The 17,186-nt window shown below is 42.7% G+C and carries 14 protein-coding genes; 5 read left to right on the top strand and 9 right to left on the bottom strand.

The features are described 5' to 3' along the window. Positions 1-149 precede the first annotated feature (149 nt). Genes AC07E5_RS03645 through AC07E5_RS03625 form a run of 5 tightly spaced genes read right to left on the bottom strand, consistent with a single transcriptional unit; the run spans position 150 to position 3,691 of the window. Positions 150-893: an adenosylcobinamide-GDP ribazoletransferase gene (locus tag AC07E5_RS03645; RefSeq protein ID WP_004976907.1), complete on the bottom strand. Its 744-nt coding sequence runs from the start codon at positions 891-893 to the stop codon at positions 150-152. Continuing rightward, the gene (locus AC07E5_RS03640) at positions 890-1,495 is read right to left on the bottom strand and encodes a histidine phosphatase family protein (RefSeq protein WP_498624615.1); all 606 of its coding nucleotides are present in this window, start codon (positions 1,493-1,495) and stop codon (positions 890-892) included. Before AC07E5_RS03640 ends, AC07E5_RS03645 begins: the two co-directional genes overlap by 4 nt. After that, entirely contained in the window at positions 1,492-2,550 is a 1,059-nt protein-coding gene (cobT, locus tag AC07E5_RS03635) for a nicotinate-nucleotide--dimethylbenzimidazole phosphoribosyltransferase (RefSeq protein ID WP_498624614.1), read from the bottom strand. Before cobT ends, AC07E5_RS03640 begins: the two co-directional genes overlap by 4 nt. After that, complete coding sequence (cobU, locus tag AC07E5_RS03630) at positions 2,547-3,068, bottom strand: bifunctional adenosylcobinamide kinase/adenosylcobinamide-phosphate guanylyltransferase (protein ID WP_096901203.1); 522 nt, start codon at positions 3,066-3,068, stop codon at positions 2,547-2,549. Before cobU ends, cobT begins: the two co-directional genes overlap by 4 nt. Continuing rightward, complete coding sequence (locus tag AC07E5_RS03625; protein ID WP_179995338.1) at positions 3,065-3,691, bottom strand: 2'-5' RNA ligase family protein; 627 nt, start codon at positions 3,689-3,691, stop codon at positions 3,065-3,067. The genes cobU and AC07E5_RS03625 overlap by 4 nt, the downstream gene beginning before the upstream one ends. A 279-nt stretch (positions 3,692-3,970) precedes the next feature. On the opposite strand from AC07E5_RS03625, the gene tehB reads away from it, so the two are divergent. Both tehB and AC07E5_RS03615 read left to right on the top strand, forming a co-directional pair. Then, a complete protein-coding gene (tehB, locus tag AC07E5_RS03620; RefSeq protein ID WP_179995339.1) occupies positions 3,971-4,837 on the top strand; it encodes an SAM-dependent methyltransferase TehB in 867 nt (288 codons plus the stop codon). Between the two features lie 135 nt (positions 4,838-4,972). Continuing rightward, positions 4,973-5,404, top strand: coding sequence for a PPC domain-containing protein (locus AC07E5_RS03615; RefSeq protein WP_004976922.1), 432 nt, complete (start codon positions 4,973-4,975; stop codon positions 5,402-5,404). 238 nt (positions 5,405-5,642) lie between these two features. Here AC07E5_RS03615 and AC07E5_RS03610 read toward each other — a convergent pair whose 3' ends face one another. Next, positions 5,643-6,257, bottom strand: coding sequence for a MarC family protein (locus AC07E5_RS03610; protein WP_498624611.1), 615 nt, complete (start codon positions 6,255-6,257; stop codon positions 5,643-5,645). 12 nt (positions 6,258-6,269) lie between these two features. Then, positions 6,270-8,330 (bottom strand): choline transporter, encoded by a 2,061-nt coding sequence (locus AC07E5_RS03605; RefSeq protein ID WP_498624609.1) that lies wholly within the window; start codon positions 8,328-8,330, stop codon positions 6,270-6,272. Between the two features lie 554 nt (positions 8,331-8,884). On the opposite strand from AC07E5_RS03605, the gene betI reads away from it, so the two are divergent. The 3 genes from betI (at position 8,885) to betA (ending at position 12,751) form a co-directional block, all read left to right on the top strand. Then, positions 8,885-9,511 carry a transcriptional regulator BetI gene (gene betI / locus AC07E5_RS03600; RefSeq protein WP_004976938.1) on the top strand — a complete coding sequence of 209 codons (627 nt, stop codon included), beginning with the start codon at positions 8,885-8,887 and terminating at the stop codon, positions 9,509-9,511. Then, entirely contained in the window at positions 9,504-10,976 is a 1,473-nt protein-coding gene (gene betB / locus AC07E5_RS03595; protein ID WP_253116601.1) for a betaine-aldehyde dehydrogenase, read from the top strand. Before betI ends, betB begins: the two co-directional genes overlap by 8 nt. 107 nt (positions 10,977-11,083) lie before the next feature. Then, on the top strand, positions 11,084-12,751 hold the full coding sequence (gene betA, locus AC07E5_RS03590; protein ID WP_498624608.1) for a choline dehydrogenase: 1,668 nt from the start codon (positions 11,084-11,086) through the stop codon (positions 12,749-12,751). A gap of 62 nt (positions 12,752-12,813) precedes the next feature. On the opposite strand, the gene AC07E5_RS03585 is transcribed toward betA, so the two are convergent. Together AC07E5_RS03585 and AC07E5_RS03580 are read right to left on the bottom strand one after the other, a co-directional pair. Further along, positions 12,814-15,960, bottom strand: a complete 3,147-nt coding sequence (locus AC07E5_RS03585) for an efflux RND transporter permease subunit (protein ID WP_498624607.1) — start codon at positions 15,958-15,960, stop codon at positions 12,814-12,816. Further along, positions 15,950-17,185 carry an efflux RND transporter periplasmic adaptor subunit gene (locus AC07E5_RS03580; RefSeq protein WP_498624606.1) on the bottom strand — a complete coding sequence of 412 codons (1,236 nt, stop codon included), beginning with the start codon at positions 17,183-17,185 and terminating at the stop codon, positions 15,950-15,952. The genes AC07E5_RS03585 and AC07E5_RS03580 overlap by 11 nt, the downstream gene beginning before the upstream one ends. Position 17,186: the final 1 nt, after the last annotated feature.

Raw genomic sequence — 17,186 nt, 5'->3', positions numbered from 1 at the left:
AAAATAGCAAATCTAATTTAGGAACTTTCCGACAAATGACAAATTCATCTGCATACTTGCTGAAATTGAGTGCATAAATAGCTGTAAATTCATTCGCTTATATTATTTCAATTTTCAGCGCACTTGAAACAAGAAAATCTGCTCAAAAGCTAATTTATTAAAAACCAAAGAATCGCAATAGCCAATAACATCATGCTTTCTGTTATTTCAATACTCGCACCAACGGTATCGCCCGTAATTCCACCTAAACGCTGCATAAATTTATATCGCAAATACAAGGTGCTAAGGATAAAAGTCAGAACGGTCACCAAACCCACCCATCCCCAAAGCACTCCTGCAAGCAAGGTCAATGCGATCACAATTTTTGTGCCTGTTTTAGGCAAATGTGCCTGAATAGCAGTGCCTAAACCATTGGCACGTAAATAAGGCGTGCTTAAAAATAAAACCAAAGCGCTTAATCGTCCCAATACGGGTACAAACAGCAAAAATGCCAAATACTGTTGTTCGAGCAATACATACAACGCAGACCATTTTAATAAACAGCAGATCAGTAAGCTCAATACTCCAATCGGGCCGCTGCTTGGGTCTTTCATGATGTTTAAGCTACGTTCAGGATCACCAAAACCGCCGACCCATGCATCGGCAGTATCAGCCAGTCCATCTAAATGTAAACCACCTGTCAGCCAAATCCAGAGCACTAAAATTAAGCTGCTACTCAGAACCAAAGGCAAGAATTGCAATAAATGCGCCATCCCCCACAGCGCAGCTCCAATTAGTAAGCCAACGAGCGGATAAAACAGCAGTGATTGTGCATTTTGCGCTGCAGTTGGCATCTGTTTTAAAGAAACAGGAAAAGTGCTCAGGAATTGCAAGGCAATCCAAAAAGGTGTCATGTTTGCCCCTGCATGCAAATGTTGCCATTGGGATGTAACTGGAATGAACTCAATTGCCCCAACGCTGCAGACATTTTTAAAATATCGTCTAAAGATTTTTTCTGCGCCAATACTTTGAGCAATTTAATTACCCCGCCATGCGTGACCAATAACACACGTTTAGGTTGTTGCTCGAGTTGTTGTAAATATTGGTTGAGATCGGACAGACCTTGCAAAATGCGCTGCTGAAAATTTAGCAAAGATTCTGCTTGTGGCGGACTAAATTGGGTCGGTGTCATCCAAAATTTAGCTAAATCTTCAGGGTATTGTTCATATAAGGTTTGAGTGGAAATAGCTTCCCATGCACCAAAATGCATTTCCTGAAATTGTGCATCAATATACAGTGGCAATTGCTGTGCTTGCGCAAAGGTCTGAGCAACCTGCAGACAACGCTGTAAAGGTGAACTTGCCACAACATCCCATCGCTGTCCTGTAGCTATTGCCGTGTTTAAAGTCTGCTGCATGTCTTGCCAACCTTTTAAAGTCAAAGCATCATCGGTTGAGCCACGCAAAGTATGACCCAATTCTGTTTCGCCATGTCTTAATAGGTCTAGCATGATCATAAAGATACTTTCTCACCAATAACCGCAGCTTCGGCAAAAGTCGCCATTTGATTATGCAAGGCACAGGCCAGTTGGATAATGCCCAATGCCGCGCCCGCACCGCTGCCCTCACCTAAGCGTAAATTTAGATGCAGCAAGGCTTGTGCACCTAATGCTTCTAATAAGCGACGATGTCCATATTCAGCCGATTGATGCCCAAACAACATCCATTCTCGGACTTGAGGATTTAAACGCACTGCAACTAATGCAGCAGCACTGCTGATAAAACCATCCACCACCATCGGCAAGCCCAACTGCGCACAGCGAATATACGCGCCCACCATTGCAGCGACCTCCAATCCACCGACTGCACACAAGGCTTTAAAAGCATCATCTTGTACATAATCTTGATGCAGAGCTAGAGCGGCATCAATCACCTGTTTTTTATGTTGCAATTGTGCAGTGTCAATTCCTGTGCCTATGCCAGTCAAAGCTTCAGCAGGTTCTTGTAATAAAAAGCAAGACAAGGCTGATGCCGAACAGGTATTTCCAATACCCATTTCACCTGCGACATAAATCGAGGCCTGCTGTGCGATGGCATCTTCCACACTTTGACGTCCAAGTGCCATCGCATCTGCACACGCTTGTTCAGTCATGGCGCGGGTTTTGGCAAAATTCGCTGTGCCTGCACGAATACAATGCCGCTCTACTCCTGCATATTCATACGCTTCCCCGACCGAGCCGCAATCCACCACTTGTAAATGCGCCTGATATTGTCGGGCGATGACGCTGATACATGCCCCACCTGTGGCAAAATTTTGTAGCATTTGCCGAGTCACGGCTTGGGGATAGGCGGAAATATTTTCTTCCATCACGCCATGATCGCCTGCGAAAATACATATCCACGGACGTTCAATATTCGGCTGCGTTGTTCCTTGCAAAGCCGCCAGTTGAATCGCAATATTTTCCAATGCTGCCAATGAACCTGTTGGTTTGGTCAATTGAAGTTGTCGTGCAATTGCCTGTTGTTTCATCTGTTCATTTGGCTTTTGACACGCTGCAAACCACCAAGTCATTTCTTCTCTCCTTTTAAAAGCATTGGAAAACCTGCGACACAGAACTGCACTTTGTCTGCAATTTGTCCCAATTGCTGATGTAATCGCCCTGTTTCATCGACAAATTTTCGGGTTATTTCGCCCATCGGTACAACGCCCAAACCTGTTTCATTGCTCACTAAAATAATATCGGCTTGCAACTGAGGTAAAACTTCGAGCAATGCTGAAATTTGTTGTTCGGCAAAGCTTTCTGCAGATTGCATCAACAAATTACTCATCCACAAGGTCAGACAATCTACTAAAATCACAGCATTCGGATGATCCAGCATCTTTAACTGCTCCGCCAAATACAAAGGCTCTTCGCACAATTGCCAAGTCTGCGGACGCTGTTGTTGATGATGCTGAATCCGCGCCTGCATTTCTGCATCGCCCGCTTGTGCAGTTGCTACATAAATGACGGATTTGCCAAGTTGCTGCGCGGTTTGCTCAGCCATACGGCTTTTACCCGAACGCGCACCGCCCAAAATAAGTTGAATCACATGTGCTCCAAAGGAAATTGATGCGTGCTAAATAGCTGACCTTGTAAAGTGTGTGCCTGATAATAACCAAAATTTAAATGATGGATATCTAAATCGAAATATTGCACGGGGAGATTTTGAATACGCTGCAAAATCAAATTGGTTGAACACGCTGTTTGATATAAACCCAAAGTAATATGTGGATGATACTGTAAAGCTGCGATTTCAGCCCCGCCTACGCTAAGTGCCTGACGTATACGCGCCAGTTGCTGTGATTGATCTTGCACTTCTACAAATAAAGCACTATCAAAACTATTGATGCCGCCCACTTTCAGTTGAAAAGGCTCTAGTTGCAACTGCTGTAAGGCTTGAACTTGTTGTTGTAATTGTGACTCGAGAAAGTCATCTTCCCAATGCTTTTTTGCTGCATAAAACCCACAAATATATAAGGTGATATGAAACTGGCGAGTGTTTGGGCGAAATAATACATCTGAAAATTGCTGTTTTAATTGTTGTAAATAACATTCTAAAGCTGGATGTTGAACAGCTAAATACCAAAGCACATAACGCTCACGCCCACGATGCCATTCAGGATAATCATGCTGCTGTGTTGGAATAACGTACTGATTGGCTTGAATAAACACGGGATAATTCAATGAATTAAAACAGCTTATGGTAAAACATTCACAACTGAATAGACATGAAAATCATGCAATTTGAGGTGAATATTTTTCAGTTTGGTATTTTAACCATCTACATCATTTAAATAATTTTGATTTTAATGAGATGGATAAAATTCAGAAGATGGCTGAAACAGGTCTGCAATGTTATGCTGAAATGAAGATGATATTTTCTAATCTACACAAGACACTACATTACTGTGAAGCTTTACCCCATCAGAATCGGTATAACTGGAGTTTATGATGCAACAAGAATTGATCTGTTATAAACAACTTCCTATTTGGAATCATGACTCAATTCCACAAGGGTTTAAAAAACAACACAATACCCAAGTCGGCACATGGGCGAAGTTGACTATTTTAAAAGGCGAATTGCATTTTTCGATGCTGCATGAATCTGGTGAAGTACAATCTGAGCATATTTTTTCCGTGGAAAATCAACCACCATTTATTGAACCGCAAGCGTGGCATAAAATTGTATCTGCCAGTGATGATATTGAGTGCCAGCTTAGTTTTTATTGTTTGCCTCAAGATTATTTTGTTAAAAAATATAAATTAAGCCCAACACATTCTGAAATTTTAATGGCACTTCCACAGTTAACCGTGGGTAAAGCTTTGGATGTTGGCTGTGGTACAGGCCGAAATGCGCTGTATTTGAGCCAAAACGGTTTTCAGGTGGATGCTTGGGATGTGAACCTAGTGAGTATCCAAAAATTAAATGAAATTATTGCTGCAGAACAGATTTCATCTATTCAAACTGCTGTTCGGGATTTCAATCAGGATGCCACTATTACTGGTGAATATGACTTCATCAACTGTATCGTAGTAATGATGTTTTTGGCGCCTGAAACTATCCCTCCTCTTATTCAGCATATGCAGCAAGCGACCAAACCTCAAGGCTTTAACTTAATTGTTTGCGCGATGAATACTGAAGATTACCCTGTGCAACAGGACTTCCCTTTTAGTTTTAAAGCGGGTGAGTTAAGTGCTTATTATGCTGATTGGGATATTGTGAAATACAATGAAAATGTCGGTGAATTGCACCGTAAAGATGCAGATGGTAATCGAATTAAACAGCGTTTTGCGACATTGTTGGCGAGGAAAAAGTAGAATCACAAAAGAAATTTGAAACAGATGATCTTTTTTAGCTGCTCGCAAACGAGGAGTTGTTTGTCCTAGATACTGCCTAGGATCAAGGGTTCATATGTTATTCTGTAGTGAGGTATACAATTATTAAGGTAACTTATGAAAATAGCGAATACGAAATTACTAGCTGGTGCTTGTATGGCCCTAACTTTAACTATGCTTAGCCCTGCCGTACTTGCAAATGATAACAATGATATACGAAAGATTGTAGTAGTTAACTTTGCAAAAAAAGCTTACTCTGCAAATTATTACGGAAGGATAGATGGATACAAGTATGATTCCTACAAATTTTATGCTAAAAAAGGGCAAAAGTTAAAAGTGAAGTTGACTGGAGGAAATGTTGAAACTTACTTATGGGGTAATCAATTAAAAGACTCCATCAGTCTTGGAGAATATTCTCCAGAGCTTGATGATAATGGTATTTATATTTTACCTGCGTCAGGTGAGTATGAAATTAGAGTATTTCAACCTAGATCACAAGCAAGAAAAGATAAAAAACCTCAATACTGGATGAGTATTAACATCAAATAAAGAATTGCTAGATTCGTTTAAGTTTTAATACAAGGGTTCAAAACTAAGGGTTCAAAACTATTGCCAGTTAAACTGGGGCGTGATTTTTACGTGTATGGAGACTGTAAATAAAACTGTATTTACACAGAATTATTTACACCCTCATCAAATTCTTAAGAAATTTGCATCCTAATCAGAATCATATTTCTGACAATAAAAAAACTGTATGAATTGCATTCGGTTTTTTTCTGTGATGAACTTACATCTCTGCAATCACACCTAAAATCCCCGTAATAATCATTTCAATCGCAATAGTACCAATCAGTAACGCAGATAATCGACCTACAATATCCACATAACGGTCTATATATTTGGCATGCTTATACCTGAGATGATCATGCGCAAACTTCATCAAAATCATTAAACTACAGGTTAGCGCCAAGGTGAGGAAAATTACCAGCGCAGCCCCACTAATGGGCAAAGTCATGCCTGTTACCACGGCGGCACTAATCGTCCCCGGTCCAATCATAAAAGGCATAGCAATGGTACCTGCCAAATGTTCAGGTGCTCCCCGCATCTCACCGATGGTTTCTGCACCTTGAAACACATAGCGATAACCAATCACCAAGAAAATAAGCCCACCAAAGATTTGAAATGCCTCAAACCGCACATTCAAATATTTGCTGAAAATAGCTTCACCACCCCATGCAAACAGCATAAATACCGCATAAGCAATTAAACAGCCTTGAATCAGGGCTTTATTAAACACTTTTGCTTCTGAATTACGAATCATGCCAATCATGTAAATGCTCATCAAAAATGGATTAAGCAATGAAAAGAACAACGCAAAAGCATGTAAATATGAGATATACATGGTGTCCCCTGATTAACTTTGTGGGTCTGGAAATAACGGACGATTTCCAGGACTGATTCGGTTTATATGTAAGAAGGTCATATGTCGTTCGTATCTGTCTAGAATGTCATTAATAACTTGCTCTTTGGTGTAACCAACCAAATCATTACCTTGTGAACCTTCATAAAGATAGGTTTCCAAACGAAAATAAAACCGTTTACCCAACTTACCACGTTCACTAAATGTGGGTGCGATATAACGTACTGGCCAGATTTGATAAACAAAGTTCTGTTCTTCTTCCAGATGAATAATCAAATCTAAATGATATAAAGTTGGATCTTGCTCTAATGCACTTTCCTGCACGTCAATATTCACGCCTCTTTTTTGCATTTCTTCTGCGACGGCCAGCACGGCGGGGCGGCATATTTCATCCAGCATGCGTTTGGTATCGCTGGTTCCAGGATGATGCATAACCCGTGACAAGCGTTTTTTCCAGTTCAGAATATCTACATTACCCACCACAGGTGCTGCATTCAAACTGCTACTGGCTTGTCGATAATCTTCAAGTCTTAAAGATTTATATAAACCTGCCATCACCAAGAACATAACAAAACTAAAAGGCAACCCCATGATAATAGTTGCATTTTGCAAAGCAGTAATCCCATTGGTCATCAACATGGCCAAGGTCAGCAAGCCAATGGCAATAGCCCAAAATACACTGAGCCAGCGTGGTGCATCATGGTCGACATTGGTAAATTGTGTGGTGAAATTCCCTAAGACCAATGCACCTGAGTCGGCTGAAGTCACATAAAATAACAACCCTGTAATGGTTGCGATGCCTGCAATAAAAGGAAAATACGGATATTGAGCCAACAAGTCGTAGAAACCGTGTGCTGGATTGGCAATGACGGTTTGAGCCAATGCCAGATTTCCATCAAAAATCACATTGTATAATGCACTATTTCCGAAAATTGACAGCCACGTTAGGGTAAAAATTAACGGAATGATTAAGGTACCACTGACAAACTCACGAATGGTACGCCCACGAGAAATACGTGCAAGAAAGAGTCCCACAAAAGGTGACCAAGCCACCCACCAAGCCCAGAAGAATAGCGTCCAACTGTTCATCCATTCTTTGGGTTGCTGAAAGGCAAAACTTTCCAAGGTCATACTTGGGAAACGGCTAATGTAATCGCCAATATTTTGCACAAAAGTATTGAGTAAAAATTCTGTATTGCCGAGGAATAAAATAAACAGCATCAAACCCACGGATACATAAATATTCACTTCCGAGAGTATGCGCAGACCTTTATTTACACCTGAAGTCACCGAAATAATGGTCATCACTACAGCAACACCAATTAGGGATGCCTGCATCCACAGATTTTCAGGTAAATCGAACAGTACATGTAAACCGTAATTCAGTTGCACGACACCAATACCGCAGGTGGTCGCAATACCGAAAATCGTCCCGATCACCGCGGCAGTATCCACACTATGTCCAATCGGACCATGAATTTTTTGACCAAAAATCGGATAAAGCGCGGAACGGATGGTGAGTGGCAAATTGTAGCGATAGCTGAAATATCCCAATGCCATGCCTATCAAGGCGTACATGCACCATCCTGTCAGGCCATAATGGAATAAAGTCCAGACCATACTCTGGCGTGCAGCTTCAAAGGTCTGTCCTTCACCTACTGGTGGATGCATATAATGGGATAAAGGTTCAGCGACCGAGAAGAACATCAAATCGATACCAATCCCTGCTGAAAACAGCATGGCAGACCAACTGAGTAAACTAAATTCGGGTTTAGAATGTTTGGGGCCAAGCTTAATATCACCATAGCGTGAACAGGCAATAAAAATCACAAACACCATATACAGTGTGGCAGCCAGTAAATAGTACCAACTGAAGGTGGAACTGACCCATGCCAAAACTGCATTCAGCGTTTGATTGGCGAAGTCATTGAACAAAATGGTGGTAATTGAAAAAATTAAAATAATGAGAGCTGAAATATAAAAGACCACACCATTTAAACGGTCTTTTGGTACTAATGTTTGATCATCAACTGCTCTTGGATTATCTGTTGCCATACAATCCTCAAGGAAGTAAATATAAGTTGAAAATCAATTTTTAAACTTCTCGCTGTCGAGAGCTTAAAAATCGATAAGTGCTATACGACAGTACTTTTGTCTCCGACAAAAATGCTATCTTCGTGTAACCGAATGTTTAGCCAGAATATAAAGATATGTGGCAGTGTAACAAATTCCCTAAATTTGCCCTGCTTACACAACCAATTCCAACATGAGAACGACATAAATAAACTGTTCTTCTCCTTAAACTCAATTTTTGTAGAAGCTTTTAGGTGTTGTATCCGATGTTTCAAGCAAGAACATAAAAAAATGCGCGTACTCTGCCACAGGTTCACCAAAACCAACTACAAATCTATCCATATGATAAATAAGCATTAATACTTAAAAAATTGAGAACAAACTTTGCAAAGCTGCATTCAATTTAAACAACATGATACTTTTAATTGATTGAACGTTCAATCAATTAAAAGTATCATAAAAAAATGCTATGATGTTTTCCATGTCAATAATTGAATCTAACACCTTTAAATCTAAGGTAAATTTTCTGGATTATCATGAATAAACGTAGAGTTAAACCTGAGCATGAACGTCGTGAAGAAATCATTCGCGCAGCCTATGAGGTCATTTACGAGGTGGGTTTATCCAATACCACTATTGCTCAGATTGCAAAAAAAGCCCAACTTTCTACAGGCATTGTGAGTCATTATTTTGGTGATAAGCAGGGTTTGATTGAAAGCTGTATGCGACAAATGCTCTTTGTCTTACGTGAAACTGCGGCAACCTATAAAGCCAAAGTTAGTCAGCCCACACCAGAAAATTTACTTAAGGCAATTATTGATGCCAACTTTGACATCAGTCAGGTGAATCAAACAGCGATGCGTGTCTGGTTAGATTTTTGGTCCGCCAGCATGCACATGCCCGATTTAGGTCGCTTGCAGCGAATAAATGACCAACGTCTTTATTCAAATTTAAAATTTCATTTACTGCAGATGATGCCTAAAGACAAAGCCAGCCATATCGCCAAAGGGCTTGCTGCTTTGATTGATGGTCTTTGGTTACGCGGCAGTTTAAGTGGTCATCAAGCATTTGATCGTGACTTGGCACGTTCTATTGCATACGACTATGTCGATATGCAACTTCGCTTAATACAACAGATACGGCAGGAACAGCAAAATGAATGATGCACAATTACATCAATTGTATATCCATGGACAGTATGTCAATGCCACTAGTGGTAAAACCTTCGATACGATTAACCCTGCTACAGGTCAAATCCTTGCGAGCGTGCAGCAAGCAAGTCAAGCCGATGTAGATGCGGCGGTTAAAAGTGCCCAACAAGGGCAACAAGTTTGGGCCGCCATGACGGCTGTTGAACGGGCACGTATTCTGCTGCGTGCCGTGGATATTTTACGTAAACGTAATGATGAGCTTGCCCGTCTAGAAACGCTCGATACGGGTAAAGCATACAGCGAAACCTCTAGTGTCGATATTGTAACTGGCGCGGATGTTCTCGAATATTATGCAGGTCTTGCAACTGCGATTCAGGGCGAACAAGTACCCCTGCGTGAAAGTAGTTTTTTCTATACCCGTCGCGAACCCTTAGGCGTTGTCGCGGGTATAGGCGCATGGAACTACCCCATTCAAATTGCGCTGTGGAAATCTGCACCTGCCTTAGCTGCGGGGAATGCCATGATTTTCAAACCCAGTGAAATTACGCCACTGACGGCCTTTAAGTTGGCTGAAATTTATACCGAAGCGGGTTTGCCTGCTGGGGTCTTTAACGTGGTTCAAGGGCTTGGACAAGAAGTCGGTCAATGGCTGACTGAACATCCAGAAATTGCCAAAATTTCCTTTACAGGTGGCGTGGAAACAGGCAAAAAAGTCATGTCCAGTGCAGCTGCATCCAGTTTAAAAGAAATTACCATGGAACTCGGCGGCAAGTCTCCGTTGATCATTTGCTCTGATGCCCCTCTTGACCGCGCTGCGGACATTGCAGTGATGGCAAATTTCTTTAGTTCGGGTCAGGTGTGCACCAACGGTACGCGTGTCTTTATTCCGCGCCACCTAAAAGTCGAGTTTGAACAGGCTGTACTCGAACGTGTTAAACGTATTCGTGTAGGTGACCCAATGTTGGCAGAAACCAATTTTGGTCCGCTCACCAGTTTCCCGCATATGGAAAAAGTCTTGTCTTATATTGAATTGGGCAAACAGCAAGGTGCGACACTTTTAATTGGGGGTGAACGAGCGACCTCTGCGGAACTGGCTCAGGGCGCTTATGTCATGCCAACTGTTTTTTCAGACTGTCATGACGACATGCGAATTGTACAAGATGAAATATTTGGACCTGTGATGAGTATTTTGACTTATGACAGCATCGAAGAAGTCATTCAACGTGCTAACCAGACCCCTTATGGTCTAGCGGCGGGGGTTGTAACACAAGATATCTCGCAAGCACATCGCATTATTCACCAACTTGAAGCGGGCATTTGCTGGGTTAACACTTGGGGCGAATCCCCTGCTGAAATGCCTGTCGGGGGCTATAAGCAATCGGGTGTGGGACGTGAAAATGGTTTATCTACTTTGCAACATTATACCCGCATTAAATCCATTCAAGTCCAATTGGGCGATTATCACAGTATTTTCTAAATGCTAAATACTGACCGTTGTTCTTTATTTTTCTGTTTTTACATCCTCAACTCAACATGTCGCCACGCTCTAATCGGGCGTGGTACTGCCATAGAAAAAGGATCATTATGCATTCTACACACTACGATTATATTATTATTGGCGCTGGCTCTGCAGGTAATGTTCTTGCCGCACGTTTAACTGAAGATGCCGATGTCTCTGTTTTATTATTAGAAGCTGGCGGACCTGACTACCGACTCGATTTTCGTACCCAAATGCCTGCTGCGTTGGCTTATCCACTGCAAGGGCGACGCTATAACTGGGCTTATTTAACTGACCCCGAACCGCATATGAATAACCGCCGCATGGAATGTGGACGCGGCAAAGGTTTGGGTGGATCTTCACTGATTAATGGCATGTGCTATATCCGTGGCAATGCCATGGACTTAGAACAGTGGTCAACTTTAAAAGGTTTGGAAAACTGGAGCTATGCCGATTGTTTGCCGTACTACCGCAAAGCAGAAAGTCGTGATATTGGCGCCAACGACTATCATGGTGATCATGGACCTGTAAGTGTTGCTACACCGAAAGCCAATAATAATGAGCTGTTTCATGCGATGGTAGAAGCTGGCGTACAAGCAGGTTATCCACGTACAGATGACTTAAACGGCTATCAACAAGAAGGTTTTGGTCCTATGGATCGAACCGTCACGCCCAAGGGTCGACGCGCCAGTACAGCCCGCGGATATCTGGATATGGCAAAGCAGCGCCCCAACTTGACCATCATGACGCATGCCACCACCCATAAAATTCTGTTTAGTGGCAAACAAGCAATTGGGGTGGAATACCTGCAAGGTGCAAATCGGCAACAGTTACATCAGGTCTATGCGAATAAAGAAGTTTTGCTCTGTGCAGGCGCAATTGCATCTCCACAAATTTTACAACGTTCAGGTGTAGGCTCTAGCGAGTTATTGCGTGATCTAGATATTGAACTTATCCATGATTTACCTGGTGTCGGGGAAAATTTACAAGACCATCTGGAAATGTATCTGCAATATAAATGCATAAAACCTGTTTCGCTCTACCCCGCCTTGAAATGGTATAACCAGCCTGCCATTGGTGCCGAATGGTTATTCAATGGAACTGGGATTGGCGCCAGCAACCAATTTGAAGCAGGGGGGTTTATTCGCTCTTCCGATGAATTTTCTTGGCCCAATATTCAGTTTCATTTCCTACCTGTTGCGATTAACTACAATGGTAGCAACGCAGTCAAAGAACATGGCTTTCAAGCCCACGTCGGTTCTATGCGCTCACCCTCGCGTGGACGCATCAAACTAAAATCTAAAGATCCATTTGAACATCCAAGTATTCTGTTCAACTATATGTCTACAGAGCAAGATTGGCGCGAATTCCGCGATGCTATTCGGATTACACGTGAAATCATGCAACAACCTGCATTAGATCCTTATCGCGGTGAAGAAATTAGTCCGGGTAAACATTTAAGCAGTGATGCAGAATTGGATGACTTCGTACGCAATCATGCTGAAACGGCCTACCACCCTTCTTGTAGTTGCAAAATGGGCGAAGATGAAATGGCCGTGGTCGATGGTCAAGGGCGTGTGCATGGTCTGCACAATTTACGTGTGGTTGATGCCTCTATTATGCCGTTAATTATCACAGGGAATTTGAATGCTACAACGATTATGATGGCTGAGAAAATTGCCGATCAAATTCGTGGACTACCAGCACTAGCTCGTTCCGATGCAGGTTTTTATCAAGCCCGTTCTTCTGCATAATTTTCTCACACTCAAGCATGAGGAGACTATTTTACCTCCTCATACTTCAACTGATTAAGGGATTAAACTTTCGTTTCTTTTTTTGCATTCATCCAACGATACAATACTGGTAATAGCACCAAGGTCAATAACGTCGAAGAAATAATTCCACCAATCACCACGGTCGCCAGTGGACGTTGGACCTCTGCCCCTGTGCCCGTAGCAAGCGACATGGGAACAAAACCTAAAGACGCCACACAAGCAGTCATTAAAACAGGCCTTAATCGCAAAATCGCTCCCTGCCAAACGGCTTCATGCAGCTGATATTGCTCTCTTAACTCTTTAATAAAGGTCAGCATGACCAAACCATTTAAGACGGCGACGCCAGATAAGGCAATGAAACCAATGCCCGCCGACATTGACAAGGGAATGTCTCTTAACCACAAGAAAAACACTCCGCCAGTTAGAGCAAATGGAACACCCGTGAACACCAACAAGCTTTCTTTGACGTTATGGAAAACGGCCATCAGCAAAATAAAGATCGTCAGTAACGCCAGTGGAATCACAATCTGCATTCGAGCCTGCGCCGAGGCCAGATTTTCAAATTGACCACCATATTCAATCCAGTAACCACTTGGTAGAGGATACTGCTTAAGCTGACTTTGTACTTCTGTGACAAAAGAGCCCAAATCACGCCCTTCCACATTCGCCGTGACAATCACACGACGTTTGCCATTTTCGCGGCTGACTTGGTTAATGCCATCCATCATTTTTACAGTGGCAATATCGGTGAGTAAAATACTGCCACCATTTGGAAGCTGTATTGGCAGTTGCGCAATCCCATTGATACTACGATCTTGCTCACTGAGCCGAATGACAAAGTCAAAACGGCGGTCGCCCTGTAAAATTTCACCAACATTTTGTCCGCCAATGCTTGCTGACAAATAGTCTTGTATGGTTTTGACACTTAGGCCATATTGCGCTGCCAAGCTTTTATCAATTTCCACATTGAGCAAAGGTAAACCCGACGTTTGTTCAACTTTAACGGCGGTACTGCCTGAAATCTGCTGAATCAATTTACTTATTTTTTCAGCTTCCGCATTTAATACTTGCATGTCATCGCCAAAAATTTTGACACCGACATCACTACGTACACCCGATATTAACTCATTGAAACGCAGTTCAATTGGCTGAGAAAACTCACTGTTGTTCCCGGGCAATGTCGCTAAATACGCCTGCATACGGCTACGAAGCTCATCCAATGTTTCTTTTGGATTTGGCCATGCATCACGGGGTTTTAACATGACATAACCATCTGAAATATTTGGAGGCATTACATCGGTCGCTACTTCAGCCGTACCCGTACGCGCAAAAATAGCGTGTATTTCAGGGAATTTTTTCAGAAGTAGCTTTTCAGTATTTTCCTGAATACGAAGTGATTCTTCTAAACCAGTGCTTGGAGAGCGCAGTTGCTGTACAGCAAAGTCACCTTCACTCAGTTGCGGTGCAAACTCACTGCCGATACGCGTTGCAAGTAATCCTGTCAACATCAACAAGCACAGTGCAAAGGTTAAAACCACCGCTTTATACTGATAGGCACAGTCCAATACCCGCTGATAACGATTTTTTAGCCACAGCATCCAACGGCTTTCAGTTTCTTTGATGTCACCTTTAACAAAAAGTGCGACAGCCGCAGGTACAAAGCTGATCGACAAAATAATGGCTGCAACGAGCGCAAGTACAACAGTCAAAGCCATTGGGTGGAACATTTTTGCTTCTACACCGGTCAGTGCAAAAATCGGTAAATACACCACTAAAATAATCAGTTGACCAAAAATGAGTGGACGGCGGGCTTGACGCGCTGCCAAAAACACTTCTTTAAAACGTTCCGACTGAGTTAACGGACGTTTGAGTGACTGCTGTGCATGGGCTAAACGGCGAATACAGTTTTCAACAATTACCACTGCACCGTCGACAATAATCCCGAAATCCAATGCCCCTAAACTCATCAGGTTAGCACTGATGTTCTGCTGTGCCATACCCGTTAAAGTAAACAGCATAGACAGTGGAATCACACAGGCTGTAATTAACGCAGCACGAATATTACCTAAGAATAAAAACAGGATCACAATCACCAAGATTGCGCCTTCAACCAAGTTCTTTTGCACCGTTTTAATGGCTTTTTCCACCAAGGTCGTGCGGTTATAAACCGTTTCTATTGTGACACCTTGCGGTAAACTACTTTTCACCTCTTGAATTTTGGCATCTACAGCTTTAGACACCGTTCGGCTGTTTTCACCCATCATCATCATAGCGATGCCGAGTACAGTTTCTTCGCCGTTATAGGTTGCGCCTCCTGTTCGGAGGTCATGATCAATTGAAACCTGTGCAATATCTGCAACACGAATGGGGTTCCCATTTGGGCTGGCAACCGTTGTATTTTCAATGTCTGCAAGACTGTTGAGTGTCCCCGGAACACGCACTGTGAGTTGCTGACCATTTTCCTCAATATAACCCGCTCCACGGTTTTCATTATTTTCCTGTAAAGCGGTTTGCAGTTGGCTTAAGGAAATATTTAACTGTTGCATACGGTTTAAGTCGGGAGCAACCACATAGGTTTTGTTAAACCCACCAATACTGTTGACCTCGGCCACCCCCGCAACACGTTGCAATTGTGGACGAACGATCCAATCTTGGATCTCCCGCAAGTCCATCGCGCTATAAGTTGTACCATCGGCTTTTTTTGCACTCGGTTCGGCTTTAATGACCCATTGATAAATTTCACCTAAACCCGTCGAAACTGGTGACATGGTTGGGGAAACATCGCTAGGTAAATCTGCTTTGACCTCTTGTACCCGCTGATTAATCTGCTGACGTGCCCAATAGATGTCTGTGCCATCCTCAAAAACAATAGTGACTTGGGACAAACCATAACGTGAAATAGAACGAGTCAGCTGTAAATCGGGAATACCCGCCATTGCAGTTTCAATCGGATAGGTAATCCGCTGCTCAACCTCCAGTGCGGTAAAACCATTGGCTTGGGTATTAATTTGTACTTGCGTATTGGTAATATCGGGCACTGCATCGATCGGCAGTTTTTGATAGCTGTAAACCCCGACCGCGATCCATGTACAGACAAAGAGCATGACCCAAATTGCATTTTGAATAGAGAACTGAATAATTCGTTCAAACAAACCCTCAGGCTTGGGTAAATCATGATTAGTGCGCATGATCAGCCTCGCCTTTTTCGAGTTCAGACTTAAGCACAAAGCTGCCTTGACTGACATAGCGCTGACCTTCGGTTAAGCCTGAAATCACTTCTACCCATTGAGCGTCATTTGAAGCTTGCCCAAGTTGAACGGACTGCGCTTTCAAATGCACTTGTCCTTTTTGTTCAGCGTCGACCACAAATACTGAAGCTTGACCTTCAATGTTTTGAATAGCACTTTTATGGACGCGAAGCGCTGTTTTTGAACTGGTATTGTCTAAAAAGATATTCACTAAAACATTTGGACGTAGTTCCGCCGCTTGGCTTTTTAATTTAGCACGTACCACCAAGCGTCCTGTTTGTGCATCGGCTTGAGAGGTTAAGCTTTGGATGACGGCTTCATATTTTTGCTCAGAAGCATTCGGCTTAAATGTCAGACTCTGATTGGCTTGTAACTGACCTGAGTACTGAGCAGGCAGATTAAACTCAAGCCATAACTCTTTAAATTGTTCAATCACAAAAAGCTGATCGGCCAATTGTACGTTTTCACCCACCACGATATCTTTTTGGCTAATCACACCTGAAATGGGGGCTTTGATGGCAAAACGACCATTTACTCCACCTGTTGCCCCTAGGGCGTTTAAGCGACTTTGCACCGATTGCACAGTAATCTGCGCTTGTCGGTAAGCATTTTCTGCCCGTTGGTAATCTTGCTTGGCAGAAATGCCCTGTGACCATAACTGCTGTTCACGTTGATAATCTTGACGTGCCAAATCCAAACTGGCTTGAGCCATCCGCAAATTGGCCTGTTGATCGATCAGCTCGGGTACAGACAGCACAGCTAAGGTTTGTCCTTTTTGTACGTTTTGACCAAGTTCAACATTCACCTGTTCCACATGCCCACCAAAGTTTGGCGAAATATGAGCTTGCTGATCGGTATTAACCACAAGCTTTCCAGGCAGAACGGTGACTTGAGACACCACACCTTGTTGAGCTGAAGCGATTTGAATGCCTTGCTCTGTCAGTTGCTGCGCCGTCAGTTGAATTTCACCTTCCTCGGCATGTCCTTTTTCTGCCTCGGGTTCATCCGCATGTTCAGATTCTTCATGTTCGGCATGCGCATGTTCATCGGTGGTTTTATCTTTTGAGCTAAACCAAATTCCTATAGCAATAAGGAGTGTTACTAGAAGCAAAAGCCCAATCATCAATGGCTGTGATATTTTTCCAAATTGGTTTTTTAGTTGCATA

The organism is Acinetobacter seohaensis (assembly GCF_056431365.1).
This window is presented reverse-complemented; position numbering and strand designations above follow the sequence as displayed.